19 protein-coding genes and 2 pseudogenes are annotated in these 25,729 nt (G+C 64.6%); 10 read left to right on the top strand and 11 right to left on the bottom strand.

From position 1 onward, the window contains the following. Positions 1-38: 38 nt before the first annotated feature. Positions 39-680, bottom strand: coding sequence for a helix-turn-helix transcriptional regulator (locus V5B60_RS03610; RefSeq protein ID WP_332345663.1), 642 nt, complete (start codon positions 678-680; stop codon positions 39-41). A gap of 575 nt (positions 681-1,255) precedes the next feature. Here V5B60_RS03610 and V5B60_RS03605 point away from each other — a divergent pair. Both V5B60_RS03605 and V5B60_RS03600 read left to right on the top strand, forming a co-directional pair. Then, on the top strand, positions 1,256-1,696 hold the full coding sequence (locus V5B60_RS03605; RefSeq protein WP_332345662.1) for a hypothetical protein: 441 nt from the start codon (positions 1,256-1,258) through the stop codon (positions 1,694-1,696). After that, positions 1,689-3,008: an ImmA/IrrE family metallo-endopeptidase gene (locus V5B60_RS03600; RefSeq protein ID WP_332345661.1), complete on the top strand. Its 1,320-nt coding sequence runs from the start codon at positions 1,689-1,691 to the stop codon at positions 3,006-3,008. Before V5B60_RS03605 ends, V5B60_RS03600 begins: the two co-directional genes overlap by 8 nt. Before the next feature lie 556 nt (positions 3,009-3,564). Here V5B60_RS03600 and V5B60_RS03595 read toward each other — a convergent pair. Further along, positions 3,565-4,131, bottom strand: coding sequence for a helix-turn-helix transcriptional regulator (locus tag V5B60_RS03595; protein WP_332345660.1), 567 nt, complete (start codon positions 4,129-4,131; stop codon positions 3,565-3,567). A gap of 160 nt (positions 4,132-4,291) precedes the next feature. After that, positions 4,292-4,501 carry a hypothetical protein gene (locus V5B60_RS03590; RefSeq protein WP_332345659.1) on the bottom strand — a complete coding sequence of 70 codons (210 nt, stop codon included), beginning with the start codon at positions 4,499-4,501 and terminating at the stop codon, positions 4,292-4,294. 563 nt (positions 4,502-5,064) lie between these two features. Here V5B60_RS03590 and V5B60_RS03585 point away from each other — a divergent pair. From V5B60_RS03585 to V5B60_RS03570, 4 genes are all read left to right on the top strand, one after another. After that, entirely contained in the window at positions 5,065-5,772 is a 708-nt protein-coding gene (locus tag V5B60_RS03585) for a hypothetical protein (protein WP_332345658.1), read from the top strand. 226 nt (positions 5,773-5,998) lie between these two features. Then, positions 5,999-6,319 (top strand): hypothetical protein, encoded by a 321-nt coding sequence (locus tag V5B60_RS03580; RefSeq protein WP_332345657.1) that lies wholly within the window; start codon positions 5,999-6,001, stop codon positions 6,317-6,319. A gap of 11 nt (positions 6,320-6,330) precedes the next feature. Continuing rightward, entirely contained in the window at positions 6,331-7,410 is a 1,080-nt protein-coding gene (locus tag V5B60_RS03575) for an MBL fold metallo-hydrolase (protein ID WP_332345656.1), read from the top strand. 811 nt (positions 7,411-8,221) lie between these two features. After that, positions 8,222-9,583 carry a methyltransferase domain-containing protein gene (locus tag V5B60_RS03570; protein WP_332345655.1) on the top strand — a complete coding sequence of 454 codons (1,362 nt, stop codon included), beginning with the start codon at positions 8,222-8,224 and terminating at the stop codon, positions 9,581-9,583. 243 nt (positions 9,584-9,826) lie between these two features. Here the strand turns inward: V5B60_RS03570 and istB are convergent, their stop codons facing one another. Both istB and istA read right to left on the bottom strand, forming a co-directional pair. Beyond that, positions 9,827-10,561, bottom strand: coding sequence for an IS21-like element helper ATPase IstB (gene istB, locus V5B60_RS03565; RefSeq protein WP_332345654.1), 735 nt, complete (start codon positions 10,559-10,561; stop codon positions 9,827-9,829). 12 nt (positions 10,562-10,573) lie between these two features. Further along, positions 10,574-12,115 carry an IS21 family transposase gene (gene istA, locus V5B60_RS03560; protein ID WP_332345653.1) on the bottom strand — a complete coding sequence of 514 codons (1,542 nt, stop codon included), beginning with the start codon at positions 12,113-12,115 and terminating at the stop codon, positions 10,574-10,576. 159 nt (positions 12,116-12,274) lie between these two features. Between istA and V5B60_RS03555 the strand changes: the two are divergent. Then, positions 12,275-14,920: pseudogene (locus V5B60_RS03555) on the top strand (DUF3427 domain-containing protein); the annotation flags it as partial. A 167-nt stretch (positions 14,921-15,087) separates the two neighbouring features. Here V5B60_RS03555 and V5B60_RS03550 read toward each other — a convergent pair. Beyond that, positions 15,088-16,722 (bottom strand): ATP-binding domain-containing protein, encoded by a 1,635-nt coding sequence (locus V5B60_RS03550; RefSeq protein WP_332345651.1) that lies wholly within the window; start codon positions 16,720-16,722, stop codon positions 15,088-15,090. A 158-nt stretch (positions 16,723-16,880) separates the two neighbouring features. Between V5B60_RS03550 and V5B60_RS03545 the strand changes: the two are divergent. After that, a pseudogene (locus tag V5B60_RS03545) lies at positions 16,881-17,123 on the top strand (DUF2442 domain-containing protein); the annotation flags it as partial. A 50-nt stretch (positions 17,124-17,173) separates the two neighbouring features. Here V5B60_RS03545 and V5B60_RS03540 read toward each other — a convergent pair. Together V5B60_RS03540 and V5B60_RS03535 are read right to left on the bottom strand one after the other, a co-directional pair. Continuing rightward, positions 17,174-17,974, bottom strand: coding sequence for a polysaccharide pyruvyl transferase family protein (locus tag V5B60_RS03540; RefSeq protein ID WP_332345650.1), 801 nt, complete (start codon positions 17,972-17,974; stop codon positions 17,174-17,176). A gap of 74 nt (positions 17,975-18,048) precedes the next feature. Then, a complete protein-coding gene (locus tag V5B60_RS03535; RefSeq protein ID WP_332345649.1) occupies positions 18,049-18,906 on the bottom strand; it encodes a class I SAM-dependent methyltransferase in 858 nt (285 codons plus the stop codon). Between the two features lie 448 nt (positions 18,907-19,354). Between V5B60_RS03535 and ahpC the strand changes: the two genes are divergently transcribed. Continuing rightward, the gene (ahpC, locus tag V5B60_RS03530; protein WP_332345648.1) at positions 19,355-19,918 is read left to right on the top strand and encodes an alkyl hydroperoxide reductase subunit C; all 564 of its coding nucleotides are present in this window, start codon (positions 19,355-19,357) and stop codon (positions 19,916-19,918) included. A gap of 126 nt (positions 19,919-20,044) precedes the next feature. Further along, complete coding sequence (ahpF, locus tag V5B60_RS03525) at positions 20,045-21,604, top strand: alkyl hydroperoxide reductase subunit F (RefSeq protein ID WP_332345647.1); 1,560 nt, start codon at positions 20,045-20,047, stop codon at positions 21,602-21,604. A gap of 87 nt (positions 21,605-21,691) precedes the next feature. On the opposite strand, the gene V5B60_RS03520 is transcribed toward ahpF, so the two are convergent. The 3 genes from V5B60_RS03520 to polA form a co-directional block, all read right to left on the bottom strand. Continuing rightward, positions 21,692-22,018, bottom strand: a complete 327-nt coding sequence (locus V5B60_RS03520; RefSeq protein WP_332345646.1) for a hypothetical protein — start codon at positions 22,016-22,018, stop codon at positions 21,692-21,694. 132 nt (positions 22,019-22,150) lie between these two features. Beyond that, positions 22,151-22,744 (bottom strand): DUF2242 domain-containing protein, encoded by a 594-nt coding sequence (locus tag V5B60_RS03515; protein WP_332345645.1) that lies wholly within the window; start codon positions 22,742-22,744, stop codon positions 22,151-22,153. 26 nt (positions 22,745-22,770) lie between these two features. Next, complete coding sequence (polA, locus tag V5B60_RS03510) at positions 22,771-25,512, bottom strand: DNA polymerase I (RefSeq protein WP_332345644.1); 2,742 nt, start codon at positions 25,510-25,512, stop codon at positions 22,771-22,773. Between the last annotated feature and the right edge of the window lie 217 nt (positions 25,513-25,729).

Below are 25,729 nucleotides of genomic sequence, written 5' to 3'. Positions count from 1 at the left end.
CCCGGATTTCGGGCGCGCCAGTCGAATCGAGCCAAGGGTCATGGCTTCGCCGGACACTCCGGATGATGCAAGCCATGAGCGTTCCCCGCTCCCCCGGCTACTCTCCAGCGGGCGGGCGAGGGGAGATTCGTCATCGTCACCCGTCGGTCGGTATCGTTTGTCAGCTCGTCGGTGCCGCGCGCATGGTAGCGGATCAGCAGGCGTTTTCGCCGCAGCAGGGCGGAGCCGACGCTCTGGAAGTGGTCCAGGTGCAATTCGCGGGCACCGACCGTCTGGATACGGATGCGGCGCTGCACCTCCTCGGCCGGGTTGTCGGCGCTGCCGGGCAGGCCGGTGAGACGGGCGAGCAGGGGCCGGATCTGCGGCCCGAGCAGGCCGCCGGTGTCGAGCTTCGACAGGAGATGATGCATGGTCAGCAGGGCATGGATTTCCTCGGCGCTGAACCACAGGCCGGGCAGCTCATGGTGCGCGCCGACCCGCTGTCCGGCCTTCTCGAAGCGGTAGCCGCCCAGGTTGCGGTCGAAGCGGATCGGCGCGTTCAGGCGGTCGCGCATGTAGGCGAGGTCGCGCTTGAGCGTGGCCCAGCAGACGCCGAGACGTTCCTGCAACTCCTTGCGGGTGACGCAGTGGCGTGCGCCGAGAATCTGGTCGATCTGATAAATACGTTCCATGTTGTTCATGGCAGTCCTCGAGTGATCCGCGGTCTCAGTCATCGCCTTGCTGTGAGCCCGCCGCCTGGCATGCTCGCACAGGACGGGAGGCAACGCAGGGGCCAGGCGCGTTTGCAGAAATCCGATACAACATTCGGTCCTTGGGCCCCGATGCTTGTTCACGGTGAGCCAAGGTTGGCCGCGAGCGACCGGTCAGAAGCCGCCATTGGGCTGAGCTGCGGATCCTCTCGACTTCCCGACCGCTCCTGTGCAGGAAGCGGCCACTGGGTGTAGGATGGCGGCGGTCGGTGACCGGCCGGTAGCGGCCGCAGCTGCCCCTGAAGATCGAGCAGCCCGAGCGGCAGGTAACCGATCAGAGACCGGCCGCTCGGCGCTGTAGTGGGTCGGCCTGCTTTTCGGCCAGAGCAGTCATTGGGGGTGGCGAGGATGCATGGCTGAAGTCGCACGGATTGCTGTCGCTGTCAGCTTGAATGGCCTGACCGTTGGCGTTCCCGGATGACGAACGCGAACTACCGGTCCATTTTGGCCAGTACCATCGAATGGGCTGGTAGACTCAACAGCGGTACTTGTCTCCCCTGAACACGATGAAGCGTCGCTACGCACAGTTCAATCCCAAGCGCAAACTACTCTCGCCCGCTGAGGTGGAAGTTCGCGTGGCCGAACTCCGTGCGTTGGCCAGTCGCGCTCGCTATGGCGGCAACCCGGAGCATAAGAAGAACCCCGGCGATTTTGGGCTCGTTCCACCTTCCGATCCAAGACAAGGGAAATCGCTGTGCGATTTCGCCAGGATTCTCAAGCGTAACCAAGCTGAAGCGTTACTTCGCGCGGGACTGCGCAAGGGCCTTGTCAGCGACCGGATGGTTGGCGATTGGCCGAAGAACGTATGGGCAGTCACTGACGACGGTCTTGCCGTGGAAGCGCAGCTTGAAAGCCCGGATTTGGGGACCTATCACGGGTACCCCATGCCTGAGACTGATCCGCTGTCGCTGGAAGTCATTCGTCGCTGGCGGTGCCTCAATGGCTGAGCTGCGCATCAACGCAAAGTGGATGGCATCAGTATCCGGGGAACCGGAAGTCATGGCCACAGCAGCCTGTGTCGAGATGTATGTCGACAACATCAGCCTGACTCGGAACCAGGACATCTGGGCGGAGACCGTGCGTGACAACGTCTTTGTCTCTGCCTACCCGCTGGCCATGTGGTTTGCGAGTTCGTGGTGGCGCCTCAACCATGAGCCCCTGCCAACGCAGCAGCCTCGCCATGACTGGCGTATGGTCCATGAACTCGGTGCAGCCAATCACGGCTTCGTATGGCCGCGCGTCATCTTCATCCCGGATGGTGAGGCGATTCACGTGTGGGCCGGGACGTCGATGATGCCGGAGCAGTCGGTGCAGTACCTGCAAGCGCTGGAGGTGCCGAGAATGATCACGTTGACTGGCTTTCAGCAGAGCGTCGAGCGCTTCATATACAGCGTGCTGGCCCGCTTGGATGCCAAGGGGCTCGCTGGGTCGAATTTGGCGCACCTGTGGGCCCTCGTGCAGGAAGACTTGGCCGACCCCGAGGCGGTCCGCCGGCGGAAGCTGGAGGCCGAACTGGGATTTGATCCCGAGGAGTGTCCGGAGCAAGCGCTGGACGCGGCGCTGCAGCGGGAGAGCCAGGTCGGAGACGCGGCACTTTCAGAACTGGCACCGGCGATTGCAGCGTCGGGAGGCCCCCCGGATTTGGCGCTGATTGGGCAGCTGGCCAGCGCCGACGGAATTCTTGGCAGCCCCGATGTCTCGCCTGGCAGCATCGATCACCTGGACCACGGGGCACCCTGGGAGCGCGCGGTTCATGACGCTCGTGCGCTTCGCAACAAGATTGGCAATGTCAGAGACCCAGTTCCCGACCGCAGTCTGCATGACCTGCTTGGCATGAGCAGTGAAGCTGCTGCCAAGTACTCGGTGCCGGTTGGACGGTCGCCAGTCGCGGTGGCGATACCGACGAACGATCACCGGTTGAAGTTCGTTCCGCGCAAGCGCAACCCTGGCGGGAAACGCTTCGAGTTGGCACGTTTCCTGGGCGAGTACCTCCGTCCCGCGGCTGACGAATTGCGTTGGCTTGTATCAACCGACCTATGGACTTTCCGTCAGAAGTACCAGCGCGCTTTCGCCGCAGAGTTTCTTTGCCCCATCGATTCATTGACGTCTTTCCTGAACGGTGATTTCTCTTCCTACGCCATCGAAGAAGCCGCCGCCGAGTTCGACGTCAGCGAGCAGACGATAACGAGCCTGTTGCGCAACAATGGCTACATGCACGATCACTGGACCGATGGCATGCCGTATCGAATGGCAGCCTGATCTGCTTTTCGTGATCTCAACTTCCACTTGGGGTCGAGAGTTCGCCTTCCCCAAGGGAACCGCAGAACAGGCGCCGTCGATCCTCGATGGCAGTTGGAAGGTTCCTGAGGTCCAGGAAGCGTCCTAGCCGGGCGCCCGGGCTGGCCGGTTACCGCGCCTGCCGCTGCAGGACGGTTCGAAGACGAAGAGCCCGCCGGACGGTGGGCTCTTTCTTGCCGCGTGCGCGCGTGTTCCGATCCGCGGCCGATCAAGCGCTTCAGCCGAACAGGCACCTCCGTCTGTATTCCTGACCACTGGCATCATCGACTGCGTCGTCGCTGCTGCTGCTCAAGGGCGCGCCGCTGCGTCGAGTGGATCGTTCGGCACGCGGCAATCACCGCAACGCCCGTCCGCCACCCAGGTCGGTCGGCGCCGACCTCGGGAAGCCGCTCAGGCTCGCTGCCCGAACGGGCATCAACCAGAGAACAGCCCGCAGCGTCGACGCCGATCACCCGTGCAGGATCAACCTCGGACGCAGCACGCCGTGCGCGGCGCCGACGAACAGTTGCGCAGTCGATCAGGCCGAGGTTCCGTAGCGAGCCAGCCCCGCCGCGACCTTGGCCGCCACCCGCGCCCTGAGCGCTTCCGACCCGATGACCTCGCAGTCGCTGTCGCCGCCGTACTTCATGATGTCCATGAACAGCTCGCGGTCGTCGGTGTAGGGAACGCGCAGATCGTAGCGCCGGTTCGCGAGAAACGCGCCCTCCTGATCCGTGTGCCAGCGCTCGGAAGCGACCCAGCGCGCCCGTTCCGGCGTTAAGCGCAATACCGCCCAGGCGATGCGCTCACCCGAGAAGACGCCGTAGCCCGATCCCGGCACTTCGTCGAGGCGCTCGTCGGCGACATCCAGGGCGCGCGTGTGGAGGATCTCGGCGTGTTCGATGGCGTCGACCGAGAAGGCGCGCAGGCCGTCACGCAGATGGCACCAGCCGTCGAGGTACCAGTTGCCGCGGTGGTGGTTGAGGCGTTGCGGCGATACCTCGCGTTCCGTCACCTCGTCGGTGCCGCGCGCAGGGTAGCGGATCCGCAGGCGCTTTCTCCGCAGCAGGGCGGAGCCGACGCTCTGGAAGGGGTCCAGGTGCAATTCGCGGGCACCAGACCGTCTGGATACGGATGCGGCGCTGCACCTCCTCGACCGGATCTGCGCCCCTGCCGGCCGCCGGTGTCGAGATTCGACAGGAGATGATGCATGTGCTCAGCACCGGATGCATTTTCTCGGCGCTGAACCACAGACCGGGCAGTTCCTAGTGCGCGCCGACCCGCTGTCCGGCCTTCTCGAAGCGGTAGCCGCCCACGTCACGGTCGAAGCGGATCAGCGCGTTCAGCCGGTCACGAATGTAGGCGAGTTCGCGCTTCAGCGTGGCCCAGGAGACGCCGGGGCGTTCCTGCAACTCCGCGCGGGTTAAGCAGTGGCGTACGCCGAGAATCTGGGAAATCCGTTGCATGTTGTTCATGGGACGCCTCGAGTGATCCGCAGTCTCGATCATCGCCTTAACGCAAGCCCACGGCCTAGCATCCTCGCACAAGCTGGGAGGCGATGTAAGCGTCAGGCGGGGTTGGTATACGACATCCAGTGGTTGGGCACCGGTGCTTGCTCACGGTGAGCCGACGTTGGCCTCGATCGACCAGTTAGAAGCCGCCATTGGGCTGAGGTGCGGATTCTCTCGACTGTCCGACCGTTACTGTGCAGGAAGCGGCCACTGGGTGTAGGATGTCGGGGTTCGGGAATTGGCCACGAACTGTCCTTCGACTATCCTTCAGAGCAGTTACCTAAACGGCAGCATGACTCTAAGACCTGCCGGAATACCAACGCCAGTAACTCAGGCTTTGCAGCCGTTCAGGCATTGGGCTGGGTCGGATGGCAATGTGGCATCGCCCGGCCGTACCCCATGCAGTTGTCCGCCTAGGGAACCAAATGCTTGAGGCATGCGAAGATTCTTGATACGGCGCTCGCCTACTGTTGGCCACGTGTATAATCAGCTACTTGCACTGGATTCGCTCAAGGAGGGAAAGTCCCGTGATCTACAAGCCAGAAGCCACCTCGGCCAGCATTGTTGCCATTGGCTCCTTCAATCCGGCGATATTTTCGCCCGATTGGTTAGAGGCGAATGGTCTAATCGGGTCTGACGATGCGAAAGAGATGCGGGACAAGCCGAACCTGATAATCACGCATCAGGTTACAGTCCTTGAGGCTGCTGGATTCGTTCTTCAAGTAGACGAAAATAGGTTCAACGTGAGCAGCAAAGGCGTTGTTACGCCTGCACTACGCGATCTTGCGATGGGGATCTTCGAAGTTCTCCCGCATTCGCCGATCAATGCGCTTGGCCAGAACTTTGACACCATGTTCAAGTTCCTCGACAAGATTGCGTATCACCATGTTGGCGATGCTCTTGCGCCAAAATCGCTCTGGGGCAAGGTCTTTGATTCAGAAAAATTCGTTGCTGGATTGGAGCGCCTTGTAATCAAAATTGAAGAAGGAAGCCGTTTTGGGGAAGTGAAAACTGCGAATTGTACGAATGTCACCGTCTCGCGAGGCGCAACATCCTTTCCCGCAATTATTTTTTCGTACAACGACCACCACGATCTGACTCAGGATCGCGTAGAAGGTCAGACTTCTGCTGAACAAGCTGCAAGTATCGTGCGGTCGAGTTGGGAAGAAACTTGGCGCTCTTCAGGCGATGTCTTCAAGAGACTGATAGATCTAACATTGCCGAAAGATGCCTGACATGATGAGATCAACCACTTTGGAGCCAAGCGCGATGCCGTTTGTGCCGAGTGCTCCACTCCCAACTGACGCTGACGTTGCACGGTTACGTCCCTACGAAGTCAAGAATTATGCGGCGACCTCTGCAGACACCGATGAAGGGCCGAGTACTGCTAACGCTTCCAGAAAAAGGTTGGGAATAGCTTCGGTAGAGGCAGTTCGCCGGCGGAGTGTGAGTGCAGATTCATTGCCGATCCAGATCTGGGAAGGAACGGTGATGTCGGTAGATCGTGAATTGGGGTCGATGGACGTTCTACTCGAAGCCAAGATTGGCCAGCTGCCTCGTCACGTGGCCACGATTTCATTGGAATGGGTGCCGGATCAGGATATTCCCCTAGTCATGCCGGGGGCTGTTTTCTACCTTACGCTCTACAAGCAATCTGAACGTACCACAGTGCGCAATGCACAGGAGATTCGTTTTCGAAGGCTGCCTTCTTGGTCGAGTTCGCAGATTCGCCGTATTCAAGAAGATGCTGATCTTCTTAAAGCAGGTTTCGCTGAAATTTGACGATCCGGCGCATGATTGACTACGGCCCCCCACCCGCGGCAGACGAAATAGAGGTTACAGTATTCGGTCCGGGTTTAGGTGAAGCTGTCGTCGTCCACCTCGGTGAAGACAACTGGATTCTTGTCGATTCATGCGTTTCCGAAAATGGTTCTGCTCCGGCAAGCGCGGAATACCTGACCGCACTGGGTGTACAAAAAGATAGAGTCCGCGCTATTGTCGCAACGCACTGGCATGACGACCATGTTCGTGCAATCAGCCAGCTCGCGCGGACCTATATAGAAGCTGACTTTTTCGTTTCCGGGGTGTTGCGTGAGAAAGAAGCGCTCGCCTTTCTCGCGACTTACAGCGGCCGAATTGCCCCCGGCCAAACAGATGGAACGAAAGAGCTTGTTTCCGTATTGCAAGAGCTAAATGGCAAGAGACGGGTCAAACCGACCCAGAGCCAGACGTATCTCGTTGACGAGAAGATAAACGGGCAAAACGTGAAAGTTTCAGCACTTTCACCGCTTCCTGCCGCCAACCAGAAAGCTGCCGCCCACCTTGCGCAGTATCTAGTAAAAAAGGATCAACCCATCAACAAAGCTCCTCCCGAGCCATCTCCTAATGCTGCTGCGATAGTGCTGCATCTCGATTTTGGAGGTGGCGACGCCGTCTTGTTGGGTGCCGATTTGGAAGACAACAAGGTATGGGGTTGGTCAGCTATGGTTGCTGATGACTGGGCGCTCAAGAAAAAGAATGCCGGCGCTTATAAGGTCTCTCACCACGGCTCGAAATCAGGCGACAGTGACCATATTTGGACCACTTTGCTTACCAAAAACCCCGTCGCTTGCATAACCCCGTTTATTTTCGGCCGCCACAACCTTCCGACCGACGACGATAAGGCCAGAATAAGGGCGCGCACCAACCAAGCATACATCTGCTCTGGCGCAAGCCGAAAGCCGGCCATCGATTCCGATCAACTTAAACGGCTCAACGACATTTGTACTAAGGTGCGCCGAGTCGATACAGGACTTGGTGCAGTACAAATTCGAAAGAAGATTGGCGCAGATAGTTGGTCGATAGCGCTATTCGGAGCTGCAAGCAAACTGTAACGACAAAATATCGGGATATCTTTGAGCAAATCAGTCGATTTGTCGATCGCACGATATTAACCAAGAATGGGAAATCCACTGGCTCTGCCGCCATCCGCACAACTTAGCACTTGAGCATAATCTCGATGGCGCTTCCAAGGCCACGCAGGCGTTCGCCTTGCGGCGGGTATAGGTCTGTTGCATCGAGGACTCAAAGGGCCTGGATGGACTTATCTTGATGAGATCAGTACCTCCGTCCCTGTCCTGCCGGGCAACCCAAACAGCGCAGAAATTCGTTGATCAATCCATTGACGCAGAAGTCTATGCCGGAAGGCGGCAAAGCCGCATGAAGCGGTCGGATGGCTTTGGGATGTCATGAGGCCGCTATGGGTCGTTTGCCGTCATCAAGTCACCCGCGCTGAGTGGCCGCTCATGCGCGGGAGCGGCCAGCCGGGCGAGCACGCGTTGAGGGCCGTCGCCAACGGCCTCGTGAGCGTACCAGGCAAGTTCTTCGTCACCCGTCGCCAGAGGCGCTTGCCGCCGAGGCGCGAGGAAGGTCCGAAGCCTCGAGTAGCGCCACGCCCAGTTGGGCGCCCCAGCAGGCCGCGCCGCTCTCGCTTGCCCGCCTTGCCGCCGCCCGTCTCGACTGTGGCCTGCCGCCCGTTGTTCGGACGGTTCCCGCACTCAGCAGCTCTGGCAACCAGCCCTTTCCTGCGCTAAGCTCGTCCCCAACGCCGCTTCTCTCCTCCGGTCGATGAACGCCTCGACAAGCTCATCTCGCCGAATCGAACCGGTGGCTGACCAGCCTCCCCACTTACCGCAAGCCACAGATTTGACCTCCGATAACGCCTCGTACTACGACGGTCACGCCCGAGAGTTCTTCGACGCGACCGTCAGTGTCGACATCTCGCCGCTGTATGAGGTCTTTCTGGCGAAGTTGCCTGTAGGGGCGACCATTCTTGACGCCGGGTGCGGGTCGGGGCGTGATGCCCGGGCCTTCCGGGATCGAGGCTACCGGGTGACCGCATTCGATGCATCCCCGGCGCTGGCGGCGTTGGCGGCTGAGCACTGCGGTTTCGAAGTGGAGGTGCGCGGTTTCACCGATGTCGGCGAAGTCGGCGCTTACGACGGCATTTGGGCCTGCGCCAGCTTATTGCATGTCTCGCTCGCGCAGATGCCCGATACGCTCGGGCGGTTGTGGCGTGCCTTGCGGCCCGGTGGCTGCCTTTACCTGAGTTTCAAGCTTGGACGCGGCGAACGTGAGCACGAAGGGCGCCACTTCACCGACGCGGACGACGAGATGCTCAAGGTCTGGTTTGATCAGTTGCCCGATGTGGCTTCGATCGAGTCGTGGATCACCGCTGACCGTCGGCCGGGGCGGGAAGATCGATGGGTCAATGGGCTGGTTTGCCGCGCCGAGAGGCCGGTCGGTAAGCTGATCACGGGTGGCGACGACCCCTTCCTCCCGCACTTGTTGAAGTCCATCGGCCGGGCGAGCGAAATCGATATCGCCGTGGCTTTCGTCAAGACCACGGGTTTGCGTTTGTTGATGCCCGATCTGCTGGTAGCGCTGTCGCCGGCAGAGGATGCCCGGCAAACGCCCTGTTGTGTGCGCATCCTGACCAGTGACTACCTGGACGTCACCGACCCGGAGGCGCTGCGCCTCCTCATGCTGCTCCAGGAGCAGGGCGCCGATACGCGCGTGTTCGAGGTTGGGGACGCGAGCTTCCACCTCAAAGCCTACCTCTTCGCCAGCGCCGCGGATGGCGGGATCGCCGAGGGAACGGCATTTGTCGGTTCCAGCAACATCAGCCGCCAGGCTTTGACCGACGGCCTGGAGTGGAACTACCGTGCGAGCTACCCTGGTGATGACGGCTTCCTCGAAGCGCGGCGCAAGTTCGAAGAACTCTTTGCCCACCGGCGGTCGTTGCCGCTGACTGCGGACTGGGTCGAGCGCTACGAGCAGCGCCGCGTTCCGCTGCCGCGTGCCGTTGCGCCCGGTAGCACTGAACAGGAGCCACCGCCGATTCCGACCGAGATCCAGTGTGTATTCCACGCAAACTGGACACTCATTCCACGCCAAACTGGACACTCATTCCACGGCAAACTGGACAGTCGGAGCGTAGCGACGCGGGGTGGATCGGTTGTACTCCAAGACGCTTGCTCGGGTCAAGTTTTTAGCTCGTCCGAATAAATGTCTTTGGGCTTTTTTTCACCTGTCGGTAGAGGCCGGATTCGTTTCTCCGCAACGATTTCGGGCCCCCCTCGACGCTGTTTCTGGTATCAGTGATTGCAATCGAGGCGCAGGCGGTGGAGTGCCTGGCGCCTGGAGGAGCAACGCGCAGAGTTATCCACGGGCGCCCGCCAGACGGCGCTCCTTCTATAGCTGGACGGCTGGCGGGCGGCGGTGGATAACTCGTCTGGCTGGCTCGGAGGTTCATTCGGGTTTGGCGTTCTTGCGCAGCGATTCGCCATCGAGATCCAGGACATGCGCCTGATGCACCAGGCGGTCGAGGATCGCGTCGGCAAGCGTTGGATCGCCGATCGAGGCATGCCAGTGCTTGACCGGCAACTGACTGGTGATGATCGTCGAGCGGGTACCGTGGCGGTCGTCGAAGATCTCCAGGAGGTCGCGACGGCTCTCGTCGGTCAGTGGCGCCAGCGCCCACTCGTCGATGACCAGGACCTCGGTCTTGGCGATCTGCGCCAGGGACTTGAAGTAACTGCCATCGCCGCGGCCGATGGCCAGGGTCGGCAGGAGTCGGGTCAAACGCACATAAAGCACCGAATGACCCTGTCGGCACGCCTGATTGGCGAGCGCGCAGGCGAGAAAGGTCTTGCCGATGCCCGTCGGACCGCAGAGCAGGACGTTCTGGTGCTCGCACACCCAGCGGCCGGTCATCAAACGAGCGAACAGCGCGCGGTCGAGACCGCGCGGATGCCGATAGTCGACATCCTCTGGCGTGGCGGCCTGTTTGAGTCGGGCCCGCTTCAGACGGGCGGCGTTCTGCCGCGACTCACGGTCGGCGGCCTCGCTGTCGACGAGCAAGCCGAGGCGCTCCTCGAACGACAGTTGGCCGATGTCCGGGGTTTGTGCCTGGCTGGCCAAGGCACGAGCCATGCCGGAGAGACGCAGTTGGTGGAGTTTATCGACGGTCGGATGGTTGAGCATGGCAAGTCTCGTTCAGTGGTAGTAATCGGGGCCACGCAGATTGGCGTGTTCGACGGGCAGACAGGTCTGGGCCGGGGCGCTGACGACGCGCTTCTGGTCCAGACCGTTCTTCAGGATCGATTTCAGGCTGCTGTAGGACGTCGCGCCGATGGCGATGGCCCGTTCGCAGGCGGCTTCCAGGCGATCGTCGCCGTAGGTCTTGCCGAAGCGCAGGATACCCAGGCACGCCCGGTAACCCTGCTGCGGATGTCGGCGCTGGTGCAGAAGGCTCTGCACGACCGCAGCGGTATGCGGCCCGATCCGCCCCGCCCAGTCGAGCAGTCGGGGCGCATTCCAGCCGAGGACCGCTTGGTGGCCCGGGGTCATGTGCGCATCAACCGTGGTGTGCCGACCACGGGCGTCGTTCCGGGCATGGCTGGCGATGCGCACGCCGCGGTGAAACAGTTCGATGGTCGTCGCCGTCAGCCGACTGTCGACCTTCTCGCGGGCAAAGCGGTAGGGCACCGAGTAGTAGTGGCCAACCACCTCGACGTGATAGTCGATGCCGACCCGGACCACTTTCCATTCGGCAAACTCGTAACGCGTGAGCGGCAAAGGCCGCAAGGCGGGCCGGTCCATTTCGCCGAAGGCCGACTGACGGCAGCCCGGTAACTTCTTGAACGGACGGCTATTGAGCGCCGCCATCAGTTCGACCAGGCGGCCGTTCAGTTCATCCAGGCTGAAGAACGTTTGATGCCGCAGGCGGGCCAGAACCCAGCGCTCGACCAGGAGCACGGCTGCCTCGACCTTGGCTTTGTCTTTCGGGCGATGCGGTCGGGCGGGGAGGACCGCCGTGCCATAGTGGGTGGCCAAGTCGCGGTACGTCGGGTTGAGTTCGGGGTCGTAGAAGCAGGGGGTGGTGACCCCGCTCTTGAGATTGTCTGGGACCAACAGAGCCGTGCAACCATTGAGGTGCTCGAAGGTGCGCACATGGCTGCCAATCCAGTCGGGCAGGCTCTGACTCCAGGTAGCTTCGCCGTAGGTGTAGCTCGAGGCGCCCAGGACGGCCAAAAAGATCGCCGCCTGGCGAATTTCCCCGGTCATCGCGTCGGTGATCGGCACGGTCGGGCCGGCGTAGTCGATGAACAGTTTCTCGCCCGGGGTGTGCGTCTGGCGCAGGCTGAGCGAGAGCCGGGCGACCCACCGCCGATAATGGGCGCAGAAGCCACTGTAGTGGTAGCCCGACGGATGCTCGGCCTTGTATTCCTGCCACAGCAGGTCGAGCGTGACCCCCTTGCGCCGCAGTTCGCGGTGGACGGACGGCCAATCGGGTTCGGGACGGCTCTGGCTCGACGGCGCCACCGGCGGGTAGAGCTGCGCCTCCAGCCACAGCTCGCTCACACCTGCCGGCAGCGGCCAAGTCACGCCGACGAGCTTCGCCCGGCGCAGGATCTCGCCGACCGTCGTCGGCGAGCTCTTGACCACTCGGGCGATCTCGCGATGGCTGAGGCCACCCTCGTGGGACAGCCGCAAAACGTCAATAATCTTGCGCATGGATAACCTGGTATTCGCCATGTGGGCCTCGGCAAAGTGACCGAGGGTGCCACAGTTATCCCGCGCGCTACTTTACGACAAATGACTGTCCAGTTTGCCCTGGAATCGGTGTCCAGTTTGGCGTGGAATCACTGTCCAGTTTGCCGTGGAATCGGTGTCCAGTTTGCCGTGGAATACGCAATCCAGGAACGGGCGCTCGTAGCGCTGGCCAACACGCGCGCCGAAGGCTTCGGGCGCGGCCTCGTGGTGCTCGCGACGGGCCTTGGCAAGACCTGGCTGGCGGCCTTTGATGTGGATCGTACGAGGGCGCGCAGGGTCTTGTTCGTTGCGCACCGGCAGGAGATTCTCAGCCAGGCGGCGCAGACCTTCCTGCGTATTCGCCCCAGCAGTCGGATCGGTTTCTACACCGGTCTGGGCCGCGACGTGGATGCCGACGTGCTCTGCGCATCGGTCCAGACCCTGGGGCGTGCCGTGCATCTGGAGCGCTTCAACCCGCGGCACTTCGACTACCTGGTGGTCGACGAATTTCATCACGCCGAGGCGCCGACGTATCGGCGTCTGCTCGCTCACTTCCGGCCGACCTTCTTGCTGGGGCTAACGGCGACGCCAGACCGAACGGACCAGTCCGACATCCTGTCGCTGTGCGACGACAACCTGGTCTTCACCTGCGGCCTGTTCGAGGGCATCGAAGCCGGTCGCCTCGCCCCGTTCCACTACTACGGCATCCTGGACGACTCGGTCGACTACCGGGAGTTGCCCTGGCGCAACGGCCGCTTCGACCCGGAGCAACTGGCGCACAAACTGGCCACGCTGGCGCGCGCTCGCCATGTTCACAAGGAATGGCGCGCCCGTGCTCAGCAACGCACGCTGGCCTTCTGTGTGTCGACGCGTCACGCGGATTACATGACGGAGCAGTTCCACAAGGCCGGGGTAGCGGCCGCGGCGGTGTACGCTGGTTCGCAGATGGGCCGTGCCGAAGCGTTGGAGGGTTTGCGTGCCGGCCGCCTGCAGGTCATTTTCTCGGTTGATCTGTTCAATGAAGGGGTTGACCTGCCCAGCATCGACACGGTCATGATGCTTCGCCCGACAGAGTCCAAGATCCTGTTCCTGCAACAGTTGGGCCGTGGGTTGAGGCGCGACGAAGGCAAGTCGCACCTCGTGGTACTCGACTTTATCGGCAACCATCTGGCTTTCTTGCAGAAGCCGCAGGCGCTGTTCGCTGCCGGCTCGACCTATCGCGCACTGGCGGCGTTCGCCCGCGATGTGGAGTCGGGACGGCTTCAATTGCCCGAGGGTTGCTACGTCAACTACGACCTTCGCATCATCGAGTTCCTCAAATCGCTCGACAGCAGCGGGCCGGCGAAGGACTACGAGGCACTACGCCTGAGCCTTGGTCGCCGGCCGACACTCGCGGAGTATTACCGCGCCGGCAGCAGCATGCAGGAGATGCGGCGGCAGTATGACAGTTGGTTCGAACTGGTGGAAGCCATGAGCGATCTCGAGGCCGGTCAGGCGGCCGTGCTGCGTGCTCAACTCGGGCTGTTGCGCGAGATCGAAACCACGGCGATGACGAAGAGCTTCAAGATGGTCACGCTGGAGGCTCTGCTCGAACTCGATGGACTGCGGGATCCGCCACCGCTACCGCAACTGGCGGAACGTTCCTGGCAAATCCTGAACCGGCGGCACCAGTTCCTGGCCGATCTGCCGGAAGCACTTCGCACGCTACCCGACGGACGATCGACGGAGTGGCAGGGCTACTGGCGGGGCAACCCGATCAACGCTTGGCTCGGGGGCAATCGTGCCGAGCGAGCGGCGGCGCAGTTCAAGCTGGAAGGCGATCGGTTCCGCCTGCTCGCTGAGGTATCCGCCGAACAGGTTGCCGACGCAGAGGCAATGCTCCAGGAACTGGTCGACTACCGCCTCGCAGCCTACGAGGTCCGGCAGGCGGCGCAAGAGACGCCGCCAAACGTGATCCCCTTCGTAAAGCCGACGACGAGGGAGCGGGTCGAACTGCCGTACTTCCCGAACCTCAAGATCGCCTGTGGTCACTTTCGCACCGGCAGACACGACGCCGAGGAGTACAAGGCCCTGCCGGTCGAGTATGGCCGACTCGAGCCGCAGAGGCATTTCATCGCGCGCGCCACAGGTGATTCGATGAACGGTGGCAAGCAGCCGATTCGCGACGGTGACTACCTCCTTCTTGAACTCGTGACACCGAGTAGCGCTGGCTCGATCACCGGCAACGTGATGGCGATCGAACGTCAGGACGTCAGTGGCGATAGCCAGTATCTGCTGCGCGTGGTCAGGAAAGTGGCCGGCGGTGCCTACATGCTGAAGGCCAACAATCCCGACTACGAAGACCTCCCTGCCACCGACGAGATGAAAACGCTGGCGCGACTCAAGGCCGTCGTCGATCCACTGGACTTCGTCCTGGGCGAGAGCTTTGACCGCGAACAGATTCCGACCCTGTTCGGCGAGACCTTCAATCCCGGCAACTGGAACTCCGGCCATGTCGTTCTCAACGAGCAGAAGGTCCACGTGCTGCTGGTGACGCTCAACAAACAAGGCAAGGCCATTCAACTCCGCTTTCACGACTACTGGATCGACGAGAACACCTTCCACTGGCAGAGCCAGAACGCCACGACGCCGACCAGCAAGCGCGGGCAGGAGCTGATCCAGCACGAGATGTCAGGCATCCGCATTCACCTCTTCGTGCGGGAAACGAGGCTGAAGGGCGGCAAGGCAGCACCGTTCGTGTACATGGGCAAGCTCAAGTACCGGTCACACGAAGGCACTCGCCCGATGAGCGTAATTTTCAGTCTGTGATATGGGCCTGCCGCTCCGGCAAGGGCGCGCTTGAGCGCCTGGAGTAGGATCCGGTGGGCGTCGTGGTCCACCCGCGGCTCTCCTTTTCGTCCATCGCCACTGCCGGCAGATGCGGGCCGGATCACTATCGCCGGACTCGCACGAACCGCCTCCCGGCAGAAGATTGCTCAGCCAATACGTTCCAGCAGCCGGGCCGCGGACCTCTCGTGCACGACCAGAATCACCTTCATCGAACAGCGCGTCGCGCCGACGAATAACTTGCGCACCGCCCGGTCGTCGAGCGCCTCGAAGTCGACCTCGGCGAGGATCACCGCGGGCGCCGACTGGCCCTTGAAGCGGTAGACCGATTCGACCAGTACGTCGCCATCCGTGTACACCGGCTGCCCGAAGAGATCGTAGTTGCCGGTGAAGTGGCGCAGGCTGGTCTGGCCGAGCCGGTCGAGGGCCATCAGCTGCGAGCGCTCGCGGCCGTGGTAGCTGACGATGGCGAGGTCGTGCTTCCTGAAGCCCGCCGAGTAGCAGATGCGGATGGCTTCCTTGATGCGCGCGAACAGGCCGGCGGTGTCGGCATAGTCGAGGAACTCGATCTCGTCGGCGGCGATCGGCGAGGCGGCCTCGATCGCGGGTTCGCCGGGGAGCAGACGACGCAGCAGCTCGACGACCGGCCGCGGGCTGCGGTAGTTGCTCTGCGAGCGCAGCGTCACCCAGCCCGGCAGCGGCGTCGGCGGGCGGCCGTAGAGGTTCTGCATCGGGTCTTCCAGCCAGAGGAGGCGCGCATCGGCGCGGGCATGGCGGAAGATGAAATCGCGCCACGTCTCGGAGATGTCCTGGCCCTCGTCGACGATGATCGTGTCGAAGACGAAGGCGGCGTCCACCGGCAGTGCCGCGGCGCTTTGCCGCAGGCGCTCGAAGGCGTCGGGTGCGCTGAAGTCCGCTTTCTTGCCGGCGTCGCGCAGCCGCTGGTCGCAGAGCTGGTGGAAGGTGCAGGCGACGCCGCCGCGCGGGGCGATGCGCTTGAAATGGTCGGCCAGCGGGCGGTTGAAGCAGACGTAGAGCGGCCGCTTGCCGGCCTCGATGGTGGCGCGGTATTCCGCCAGCGCGAGTTGCGTCTTGCCCGAGCCGGCCGTGCCGCTGATGCGCAGCCGGAAGGGCGCGAATTCGAGCCGCCGCGCCCACTGCGCGAGGCCGCCGGAAACCCGCGTGACGAGGTTGCGCGCATGCCCCATCAGCGCGCTGACGTCGGTTTCGAGCTGGATCAGGTCGCGCAGGAAGGCGTCGATTTTCGGCGTCGCGGGCGTCTTCGCGCGCGCCGGCAGCAGTTCCTGGATGATGCGGCACAGCTGCTCGCGCGTGCTGGCGTCCACGATGCGCTCGCGGACGAGGCCGGCGGTTTCCGGGCTGCGGACCGTGTAATCCGGGCAGTAGAGCAGGGCATCGATGTGCACCGAGGGGATGTCGGCGCGGCTGGCGAGCTTGCCGCGCAGCTTGCCGACCATGCGCGAGATCTGCACGGGGACGCTCTTCGACCGGCCGGGGTACTGTTTGACCAGCCCCGCGGCGGTCTCGCCGAGGAAACCGCTCTTCTGTTCGATCAGCAGGATGTCGCCGGAGAGGTTCACCACGGCGAAGTCGATTTCGCCGAAAATGGCCTGGCGCCCTTCGGTCGCGGTCCAGTGCACGGCGTGATACACCGAATACGCGTCGGGCAGGCCTTCGGCAAGGAGGGCGAGGGTTTCGATCTCGCGCTGCGCGCCCCCGGTGACCGAGAGTTCGCGCCAGCCGTCGGGGATGATGCGGGCCATGCGGGTCTCCTGCCGAGCGCTGTCTGTCAGCACACGATGGTACGGCAGGTCGGGGCGATCAGTGTACTCCGCCGGCAACCGCGGTTTGGTGCCCCGGGATTTGCGGGAAATCGAGCGGCTGGGCCTTGAAAACGAACGACCATTGAACGAGCGATACCATGATCACTGAAACCGAACCCGTAGCCATCAGGGCCTGGTCTGAAAAGCGGTTCATCTATCTCGAACTGACCGACGGAAGGGTATTCGGCTTTCCGGCAGACCGTTTTCGCATTCTTTGCCAGGCGTCTGACGATCAGCTCAAGGAGGTCCGGGTCGCAGTCGATGGACATGCGCTGCGCTGGGAAGAGCTTGACGAAGACCTGAGCGTCGCCGGTGTCGTTGCGGGAAGATTTCAACTTCCCCTGTCGAGACGGGCATCCCCGACTGCTCGCGACGATTTCGTGACGACCGCTCAGACGACGTCCGGAAACGAGCGCAGCAGCTCGGCGCAACGGCTGTCGACGTCGGGTCGGCGATAGTCGCCGACGAGGCGCTCGGGGCTTTCGTTGCCGCGCAGCAGCCGGGCGTCGAGCGGGGCGGGTTCGGCGAGGCCGAAGGCCGAGTAGTAGTCGGCGAACTTGAGCGTCGAGCGGATGTGGTCGGAGATGATCATGCGGCGATTCGGGACCTCGAGCCCGTCGCTGATGATCAGTCCGTGCAGGCTCGATGACAGCACCTGTGCGCAGGAGAGCACCTCGTGCAGGATGTCGTCGATCGGCGCGAAGACGTTGATCAGCCGCGCGCCGGGGATGCGCAGCAGCGCGGCGACGGCGGCGCTGTCCTGGTCGACGAAGTGCGGGATGACGCCGAGCGCGTACCGCTTCGGCGGCCGCGGCCGGCCGCTCCAGTAGTGGCCGACGAGGAGTCCCGGGTCGCCGAGCGCGGCACCCTGGCCGCCGCCGGCGATTGCCGCCAGCGTGTGGCGGCCGCGGACGGCGTGATAGTGGTGGCGGCCAGGGAATCGTTCGCTGGCGTCGCCGGCACCGCTGCCCCAGATGTGCAGGCGGCGCGGCAGCAGGAGCCGGCGGGCCTGCCGTTCCCGTTTCAGGATCGTGCCGATGGCGAGCAGGTCGGCGCTGGCGACCGGCGCGTGCACCACGGGTCGCCCCGACACCATGCCGACGATCAACGGCGACAGGTAGTCGCCAAAATTCTGCCGGGTCGGGTCATCGCGGCCTTCGCCCTGCCACCAGTAGAGTCTGATCGGCTTCAAGAGTCCCTCTCCCGCCCTGTGGGTTGGTCACCGCTCGCCCGGCGGGCTGCGGCCGCTGCCCGCCCGCGGCCCGCTCAGGCGGTGGCGGCGGCGACCATGACGTTGATGTCGCCGTGCTCGGGCCAGGCGCGCTTCGATGCGAGGTAGGTCTGCCAGGCACGCAGGCTCCAGCGTGGCCGCGTCAGCGTGCGGCGCAGCGAGGGCGCCGAGTGGTCGACGTCGAGTACCCGGAAGGCGGAGAAGCCGGCACGCGTGACGACCGTCTCCAGGCTGTGCGGCGAGAAGTAGAAGTGGTGGTCGAGGAGATAGAGGCTCCAGCGCTCCCCTTCGAGGATCCGGCGCCAGTTCTCGTAATTGCCGGTTTCCAGCAGCAGGACGCCTTCCCGGCGCAGGCGGTCGTGCAGCATCCGCAACACGGTGAGTGGGTCGCGCAGGTGCTCGACGACGTCCCACATCGTGATCACGTCGAACTCCTCGTCGGGCAGCGTCGCCTGCAGTTCAACGCCGTAGTACTCGCGCGCGCGGGCGATCGCCGCTTCGCTCTGTTCGACGCCGATGGCCTGCCAGCCGGCATCGAGGCTGGCGCGGACGAAGGCGCCGGAACCGGCGCCGAAGTCGAGCAGCCGGCCAGGCAGCGGGCGCACTTCCTGCACGTGCTCCAGTTTGGCGCGCGCGGCGCGGCGCTTGTTCTCCGAATCGGTCACGTAGCTGTCGCCGGAGGACCAGCGCCAGTTCATGTAGGCGCGCGACGCTTCCTCGGATGGCCGCGGCGTCTGGTAGGCGAGGCGGCAGGGAGCGCACTCGGCCACCGACGTCAGCATGCCGAAGCGGGCGGGGATGACGCGCGCCGCGTTCGATTGGCCGCAGAGCGGGCAGGCGATCGGCTCGAGCCGTGGAAAGCTGGCGCCATCGATGACGTCGACCATGCTCATCGCCAGGGCTCCGCCATGGCGTTCGCCGGCAGGCCCGCCGGCAGGGGTGGTGCAGGGAAAGGGGGATTCACCGGTCCGGATCCTGAAACAAGGTTGCCTGCGTCGAACGGCCGCGTGCCGCGCCACTGCCCGGACCGGGCCCGGTCAACCGCCAAGTGGCGCGCCGGAATGACCGGGCGATCACCTTGCCGAGCGGGGGGTTCGTGCTCATCGGCAGAGCCCCGAGTATCGGCGAAATGGTCGTCGGCCGTCAATCCGCGTCCGTCCCGCTGGCGCGATCCCGCCGCCATTGCTCCTTGCGCAGGGGATGCGCCCGTCGTCCGCGGTCGTGCCGGATAGCGCCGGGCTATGGCAGAAATTACCAGAATCAATTGGAACCAATCCGCCGCCTGCACTACGATTCGTCCGTCGCTTCTTTTCATCCACCGAACTCGAAGGAGAGCTCACGATGTCCTTGATCAACACCGAAATCAAGTCGTTCACAGCCACCGCTTTTCACAATGGCAAGTTCGTCCCCGTTTCCGATGCCGACCTGAAAGGCAAGTGGTCCGTCGTCGTTTTCTACCCGGCCGACTTCACCTTCGTCTGCCCGACCGAACTCGGCGACCTGGCCGATGAGTACGATGCCTTCCAGAAGATCGGCGTCGAAGTCTATGCGGTGTCGACCGACACCCACTTCACGCACAAGGCGTGGGCCGATGCGTCGGAGACGATCAAGAAGATCCGCTATCCGATGATCGGCGACCCGACCGGCAAAATCACGCGCAACTTCGACGTCATGATCGAGACCGAGGGCCTGGCGCTGCGCGGCACCTTCGTCGTCAATCCGGAGGGCGTCATCAAGGTCTGCGAAATCCACGATCTCGGCATCGGCCGCGACGCCAAGGAACTGCTGCGCAAGGTGCAGGCCGCGCAATACGTCGCCAGCCACCCGGGTGAGGTCTGCCCGGCCAAGTGGACTCCGGGTGAGGCCACCCTGGCACCGTCGCTGGATCTCGTCGGCAAGATCTGAGCGCCGCTGCACGCGCCGCTGCCGGGCGTGCAGTCCGGCAGCCGCCGCGGGTGCCAATGCACAGGGGCCGCGAAGCACAGCTTGGCGGCCCCTTTTCAATGCCACTCGTCAATGGAGAATGGAGTCATGCTCGACAGCAACATCAGGAACCAGTTGCGCGCCTACCTGGAGAAGATCCAGCAGCCGATCGAACTCGTCACGTCGCTCGACGACAGTGACCAGGCGCGCGAGATGCTCGCGCTGGTACAGGAAATCGCCGAGTTGTCGGCGAAGGTCAGCGTCCGCCAGGACGGCGATGCCGTGCGCCGGCCGTCGTTCGCCGTCGGCCGGGTCGGTGAGGCGGCGCGCATCAGCTTCGCCGGCATCCCGATGGGGCACGAGTTCACCTCGCTGATCCTCGCCCTGCTGCAGACCGGTGGCCATCCGCCGAAGGCCGAGGCGAGCGTGCTCGACGAGATCCGCGCGATCCCCGGCCGCTTCCACTTCGAGACCTTCATCTCGCTCTCCTGCCACAACTGTCCCGACGTCGTGCAGGCGCTCAACCTGATGTCGGTGATCAACCCGGGCATCAGCCACCAGATGATCGACGGCGCACTGTTCCAGTCGGAAGTCAGCGAGCGGCAGATCATGGGCGTGCCCACCGTCCTGCTCAACGGCGAGCACTTTGGCCAGGGGCGGATGACGCTCGAGGAGATCGTCGGCCGGATCGACGTCGGTGCCGTGCAGCGCGAGGCCGAGAAGGTCTCGGCGCGGGCACCGTTCGACGTGCTGATCGTCGGCGGCGGCCCGGCGGGTGCCGCGGCGGCGATCTACGCCGCGCGCAAGGGCGTGCGCACCGGCGTCGTCAGCGAGCGCTTCGGTGGCCAGGTGCTCGATACGCTGGCGATCGAGAACTTCATCTCGGTCAAGGAGACCGACGGCCCGAAGCTCGCCGCCGGCCTCGAGCAGCACGTGCGCGAGTACGAGGTCGACATCATGAACCTGCAGCGTGCCGAGCAACTGATCGCCGCCGGCGAAGACGGTCTTGCCGAGGTCCGCCTGGCCAGCGGCGCCAGCCTGCGCAGCCGGACGGTGATCATCGCCACCGGCGCCCGCTGGCGCGAGATGAATGTCCCCGGCGAGAAGCAGTACCGCGGCCATGGCGTCGCCTATTGCCCGCACTGCGACGGCCCGCTGTTCAAGGGCAAGCGGGTTGCGGTCATCGGCGGCGGCAACTCGGGCGTCGAGGCGGCGATCGACCTCGCCGGCGTCGTCGGGCATGTCACGCTGCTCGAGTTCGAAGCCAGCCTGCGTGCCGATGCGGTGCTGCAGAAGAAGCTGTTCAGCCTGCCGAACGTCCGCGTGATCACGCAGGCGCTGACCACCGAAGTCACTGGCGACGGGCAGAAGGTCAATGGCCTCGTCTACACCGATCGCGCCAGCGGCGAGTCGCAGCGAATCGACCTCGAGGGCGTCTTCGTGCAGATCGGCCTGCTGCCGAACAGCGACTGGCTGAAGGGAACACTGGCGCTCTCGCGCCACGGCGAGATCGAGATCGACGCGCGCACGCAGACCTCGCTGCCCGGCGTCTTTGCCGCTGGCGACGTGACGACCGTGCCCTACAAGCAGATCGTCATCGCCATGGGCGAAGGCTCGAAAGCCGCGCTGAGCGCCTTCGATCACCTGATCCGCACGTCCGTCTCCTGATGCCCTGGCCGTCGTGGTCGGCGCGGGCGCCGGCCGCGACCGGGGCACCACTGCAGGTTGGGGCCGGCCGCCGGGTGGCGGGCGTGTTCAACCGAGAACGATGACCTTGAGCTTGTCGTAGAAGCCGAGCCCCTCCCACCACTGCCGGCCCTTGTCATGGAAGCTGCGCCCCGTCGGCGTCAGGCGCAATTGGTGGGCGCCGAACTCGGTCAGCCCGGCATCCCGGACGAAGGCATGCCGCATCAGGAACTGCGCGATCGCCGGCTGCACCTGCTGCCCGCCGAGGGTCCAGCGGGTGCCGTAGCCGTCTTCGTCTCCCGGCAGCATCATGAACGGTTCGCCCCGCCCCAGATGGTGCAGGACCATCAGCGTCTCGTAGCGGGCCGGGATCTCGCTTTTCTGGTAAGGGCTCATCACGCCGCCGACTCGCGGCTCTCCGGAGAGGGAATGCCACGGCAGGGTCGCACGCATCCGCGCACGCGCCGGGTAAGCCGGGCGCCCACCCGAGCCAGGGGCCCCGTTTCTGGCGGGCGATGCCGCTGCCGTCTACCGCCCACCTGCCTGCTGTGCCAGGTTGCGGTGCATCAGGGCGAAGAAGCGGTCGTAGAACGGCCCGGCGGGGATCGTCTCGCTGGCGACCTTGACCAGCGAATCCTCGTTCGCGCCGAGCGGGATCGACAGCGAGCCGATGGCGGCGACACCGACGCTGGCCGAGTTCGGGTTCTTCTTCAGCGTGTAGCGGTCCTCGATGGCGCTGACGTAGGCCGTCGCCAGCTCTTCGTTGCCGCCCTCGCTGGTGCACACGACGTTGAAGACGATCTGCACATGCACATCGCCCTGCGGCTGGAAGTTCTTGCTGGCGCTGACCGCATCCGGCTTGACGGCGGTCAGCAGGTAGCCCTGGCTGAGCAGCGCGCGCCGGGCCGCTTCGCAGGTCGCTTCGGGGCTGGCGTCGAAGAGGCGCGAGAAGGTCTCGTCGGCGGCGAAATCCTCGCTCTGGTAGACGGCGACGTTGCGCGTCGCGTCGCCGCAGGCGGTGAGGCCGCAGGCGAGCAGCGCCGCCAGCAGCAGTCCGCGCGCGCGCCCTGGCCGCAGGGATGTCCGTTGCTGCGCGGGTGGCTGGCGGCACGCGGGGTGCATGTTGCGGACGGCCCTGTCGCCTCGTCTCAATGTGCCTCGTCCCAGTTGCCGCCGACACCGATGTCGACAACCAGCGGCACACGCAGGCTGGCGACCTCGCTCATCAGCCGCGGCAGCTCGCCGCGCACGGTTGGCAGTTCGTCCGCTGGCACTTCGAGGACGAGTTCGTCATGCACCTGCAGCAACAGGCGGGTGCGCAGCCCTTCGCCGTCGAGCCAGCGCTGGACGGCGATCATCGCCGACTTGATCAGGTCGGCGGCGGTGCCCTGCATCGGCGCGTTGATCGCCGCACGTTCGGCGCCCTGGCGGCGGCCGACGTTGCTCGAGCGGATCTCGGGCAGCCACAGCCGGCGGCCGAAGACGGTCTCGACGTAGCCCTGGCGCTTCGCCGCCGCGCGCGTCTCTTCCATGTAGGCGGCGACGCCCGGGTAGCGGGCGAAGTAGCGATCGATGTACGACTGCGCGGCACCGCGTTCGAGGTCGAGCTGGCGGGCCAGGCCGAAGGCGCTCATGCCGTAGATCAGGCCGAAGTTGATCACCTTGGCGACACGCCGCTGGTCGGCGCCGACTTCCGCCGCCGCGACGCCGAAGATCTCGCTCGCCGTCGCCCGGTGCACGTCCTCGCCGGCGGCGAATGCGGCGAGCAGGCGCGCGTCCTGCGACAGGTGCGCCATGATGCGCAGCTCGACCTGTGAGTAGTCGGCGGAGAGCAGGTGGCTGCCGGGCGGGGCGATGAAAGCGGCGCGGATGCGGCGGCCTTCGGCGGTGCGCACCGGGATGTTCTGCAGGTTGGGGTCGTTCGACGCGAGGCGGCCGGTGACCGCCACCGCCTGTGCGTAGCTGGTATGCACGCGGCCGGTGGTGGCGTTGATCATCTTCGGCAGCTTGTCGGTGTAGGTGCCCTTGAGCTTGGCGAGCTGCCGCGATTCGAGCAGGATCTTCGGCAGCGGGTAGTCGAGCGCGAGCTCGGAGAGCACTTCTTCGTCGGTCGACGGCGTTCCCGTCGGGGTCTTCTTCTTCACCGGCAGCCCGAGGCGGTCGAACAGGATCTCGGCGAGCTGCTTTGGCGAATTGAGGTTGAACGGTTGCCCGGCGGCGGCATGCGCGCGTTCCTCGAGTTCGAGCAGGCGCTTGCCGATCTCGTGGCTCTGCTGCGTCAGCAGCCCGGCATCGATCAGGATGCCGGTACGCTCCATGCGGAAGAGGACCTCGCGCACCGGTATCTCGATCTCTTCGTAGATCCGCCGCAGGCCGGCGTCGCTGTCGATCTGCGGCTGGAGCTGCTGCTGCAGGCGCAGGCAGAGGTCGGCGTCCTCTGCGGCGTAGGCTGCCGCCTGGTCGATCGCCACCTGCTCGAAACCGATCTGCTTCGCGCCCTTGCCGCAAAGCGCTTCGTAGGGGATCGTCTGCAGCCCGAGGTGGCGGCTGGCGAGCTGGCCGAGGTCGTGCCCGCGGACGCCGTCGCGGCCCGATTCGAGGACGTAGGACTCGAGCAGCGTGTCGTGCCGCACGCCGGCGAGGCGGATGCCGTGGTTGGCGAGGACGTGCTGGTCGTACTTCAGGTTCTGGCCGATCTTTGCCTGCGTGGGGTCTTCGAGCCACGCCTGCAGGCGGGCCAGCACGGCGTCCTGCGGCAGTTGCGACGGCGCGCCGGGGTAGCGATGGGCGAGCGGCAGGTAGGCTGCCTCGCCCGGCGCGACCGCCAGCGACAGGCCGACGAGGCGGGCGGCGAAGGGGTCGAGGCTGGTGGTCTCGGTATCGAGCGCGGTCAGCGCACAGTTGCCGATCTTCTGCAGCCAGCGGTCGAAGGCCGGCCAGTCGAGGATCGTCTCGTAGGCCGCGCGGTGCGCGCCGTCGGCCGCCGCGGGCGTGGCGGCGGCCGGTGTCGCTGCCGGAGCTGCCGCTGTGTCAGCCGTGCCCTGCACCTCGCGCAACCACGAGCGCATCTCGTAGTGCCGGAAGAGCTCGAGCAGCCGTTCGCGGTCGAGGGCACGCGGCTGCAGCTCGGCGAGCGTCAGCGGCAGCTCGAGGTCGCAGCGCACGGTCAGCAGGCGGCGTGCCAGCGGCAGGAAATCGAGTGCGCGCCGCAGGTTGTCGCCGACGGCGCCGCCGATGTCGTTGGCGGCGGCGATGACCCCGTCGAGCGAGCCGTACTGCTGCAACCAGCGGACGGCGGTCTTCGCTCCCACCTTGGCGACGCCGGGGACGTTGTCGACGGTGTCGCCGACCAGCGCCAGGTAGTCGACGATGCGCCCGGCGGGAACGCCGAAGCGGCTGACGACGCCGGCCTCGTCGAGCGTTTCGTTGCTCATCGTGTTGACCAGACGGACCTGCGGGCCGACGAGTTGCGCCAGATCCTTGTCGCCGGTGGACACCACGACCTGCATGCCCTGCGCCGCCGCCTGCGTCGCCAGCGTGCCAATGACGTCGTCCGCCTCGACCCCGTCGACGACCAGCAGCGGCCAGCCGAGCGCGGCGATGGCGGCGTACAGCGGCTCGATCTGGCGGACGAGGTCGTCGGGCATCGGTGGCCGGTTGGCCTTGTAGGGGGCGTACCAGTCGTCGCGGAAGGTGCGCCCCTTGGCGTCGAAGACGCAGGCCTTGTAGTCGACGCCCGCCGCCTGATGGTCGCTCTCGAGCCGCCGCAGCATGTTGAGGACGCCGTGCAGGGCGCCGGTCGGCTCGCTCTGCGTCGTGCGCAGATCGGGCAGCGCGTGGAAGGCCCGGTAGAGATAGGAGGATCCGTCGACCAGCAGCAGGGTGGGCATGGGCGGGGTCAGGGCAATGGAGGTGAACGATGAGCGCGCCTGGCGTCTGGCGTGAGCGACATGCCTCGCGTCGTGCCGTCGCCAGCGCGGCCGCGACGAACCATCCGCATTATGGCAGAGTTCGGCGGTCGGCCGCGCCGCCTGCGGACTGCCGGCGGTCGCAGACAGCACGTGATTCTGTACTACAATCGGTGCTGGCCGGCCGCATGTCGGCGAA

It is taken from the genome of Accumulibacter sp. (genome assembly GCF_036625195.1).
Lineage (GTDB): Bacteria > Pseudomonadota > Gammaproteobacteria > Burkholderiales > Rhodocyclaceae > Accumulibacter.
Note: the sequence above shows the minus strand (reverse complement) of the source record. Positions and strands in the feature narration are given on the sequence as shown.

Excerpts from the sequence above, each read along its gene's own strand:
- V5B60_RS03610 (WP_332345663.1), bottom strand. The coding sequence starts at position 680 with ATGAACAACATGGAACGTATTTATCAGATCGACCAGATTCTCGGCGCA.
- V5B60_RS03605 (WP_332345662.1), top strand. The coding sequence starts at position 1,256 with ATGAAGCGTCGCTACGCACAGTTCAATCCCAAGCGCAAACTACTCTCG.
- V5B60_RS03600 (WP_332345661.1), top strand. The coding sequence starts at position 1,689 with ATGGCTGAGCTGCGCATCAACGCAAAGTGGATGGCATCAGTATCCGGG.
- V5B60_RS03590 (WP_332345659.1), bottom strand. The coding sequence starts at position 4,501 with ATGAACAACATGCAACGGATTTCCCAGATTCTCGGCGTACGCCACTGC.
- V5B60_RS03575 (WP_332345656.1), top strand. The coding sequence starts at position 6,331 with ATGATTGACTACGGCCCCCCACCCGCGGCAGACGAAATAGAGGTTACA.
- istB (WP_332345654.1), bottom strand. The coding sequence starts at position 10,561 with ATGCTCAACCATCCGACCGTCGATAAACTCCACCAACTGCGTCTCTCC.
- istA (WP_332345653.1), bottom strand. The coding sequence starts at position 12,115 with ATGGCGAATACCAGGTTATCCATGCGCAAGATTATTGACGTTTTGCGG.
- V5B60_RS03550 (WP_332345651.1), bottom strand. The coding sequence starts at position 16,722 with ATGGCCCGCATCATCCCCGACGGCTGGCGCGAACTCTCGGTCACCGGG.
- V5B60_RS03535 (WP_332345649.1), bottom strand. The coding sequence starts at position 18,906 with ATGAGCATGGTCGACGTCATCGATGGCGCCAGCTTTCCACGGCTCGAG.
- ahpC (WP_332345648.1), top strand. The coding sequence starts at position 19,355 with ATGTCCTTGATCAACACCGAAATCAAGTCGTTCACAGCCACCGCTTTT.
- ahpF (WP_332345647.1), top strand. The coding sequence starts at position 20,045 with ATGCTCGACAGCAACATCAGGAACCAGTTGCGCGCCTACCTGGAGAAG.
- V5B60_RS03520 (WP_332345646.1), bottom strand. The coding sequence starts at position 22,018 with ATGAGCCCTTACCAGAAAAGCGAGATCCCGGCCCGCTACGAGACGCTG.
- V5B60_RS03515 (WP_332345645.1), bottom strand. The coding sequence starts at position 22,744 with ATGCACCCCGCGTGCCGCCAGCCACCCGCGCAGCAACGGACATCCCTG.
- polA (WP_332345644.1), bottom strand. The coding sequence starts at position 25,512 with ATGCCCACCCTGCTGCTGGTCGACGGATCCTCCTATCTCTACCGGGCC.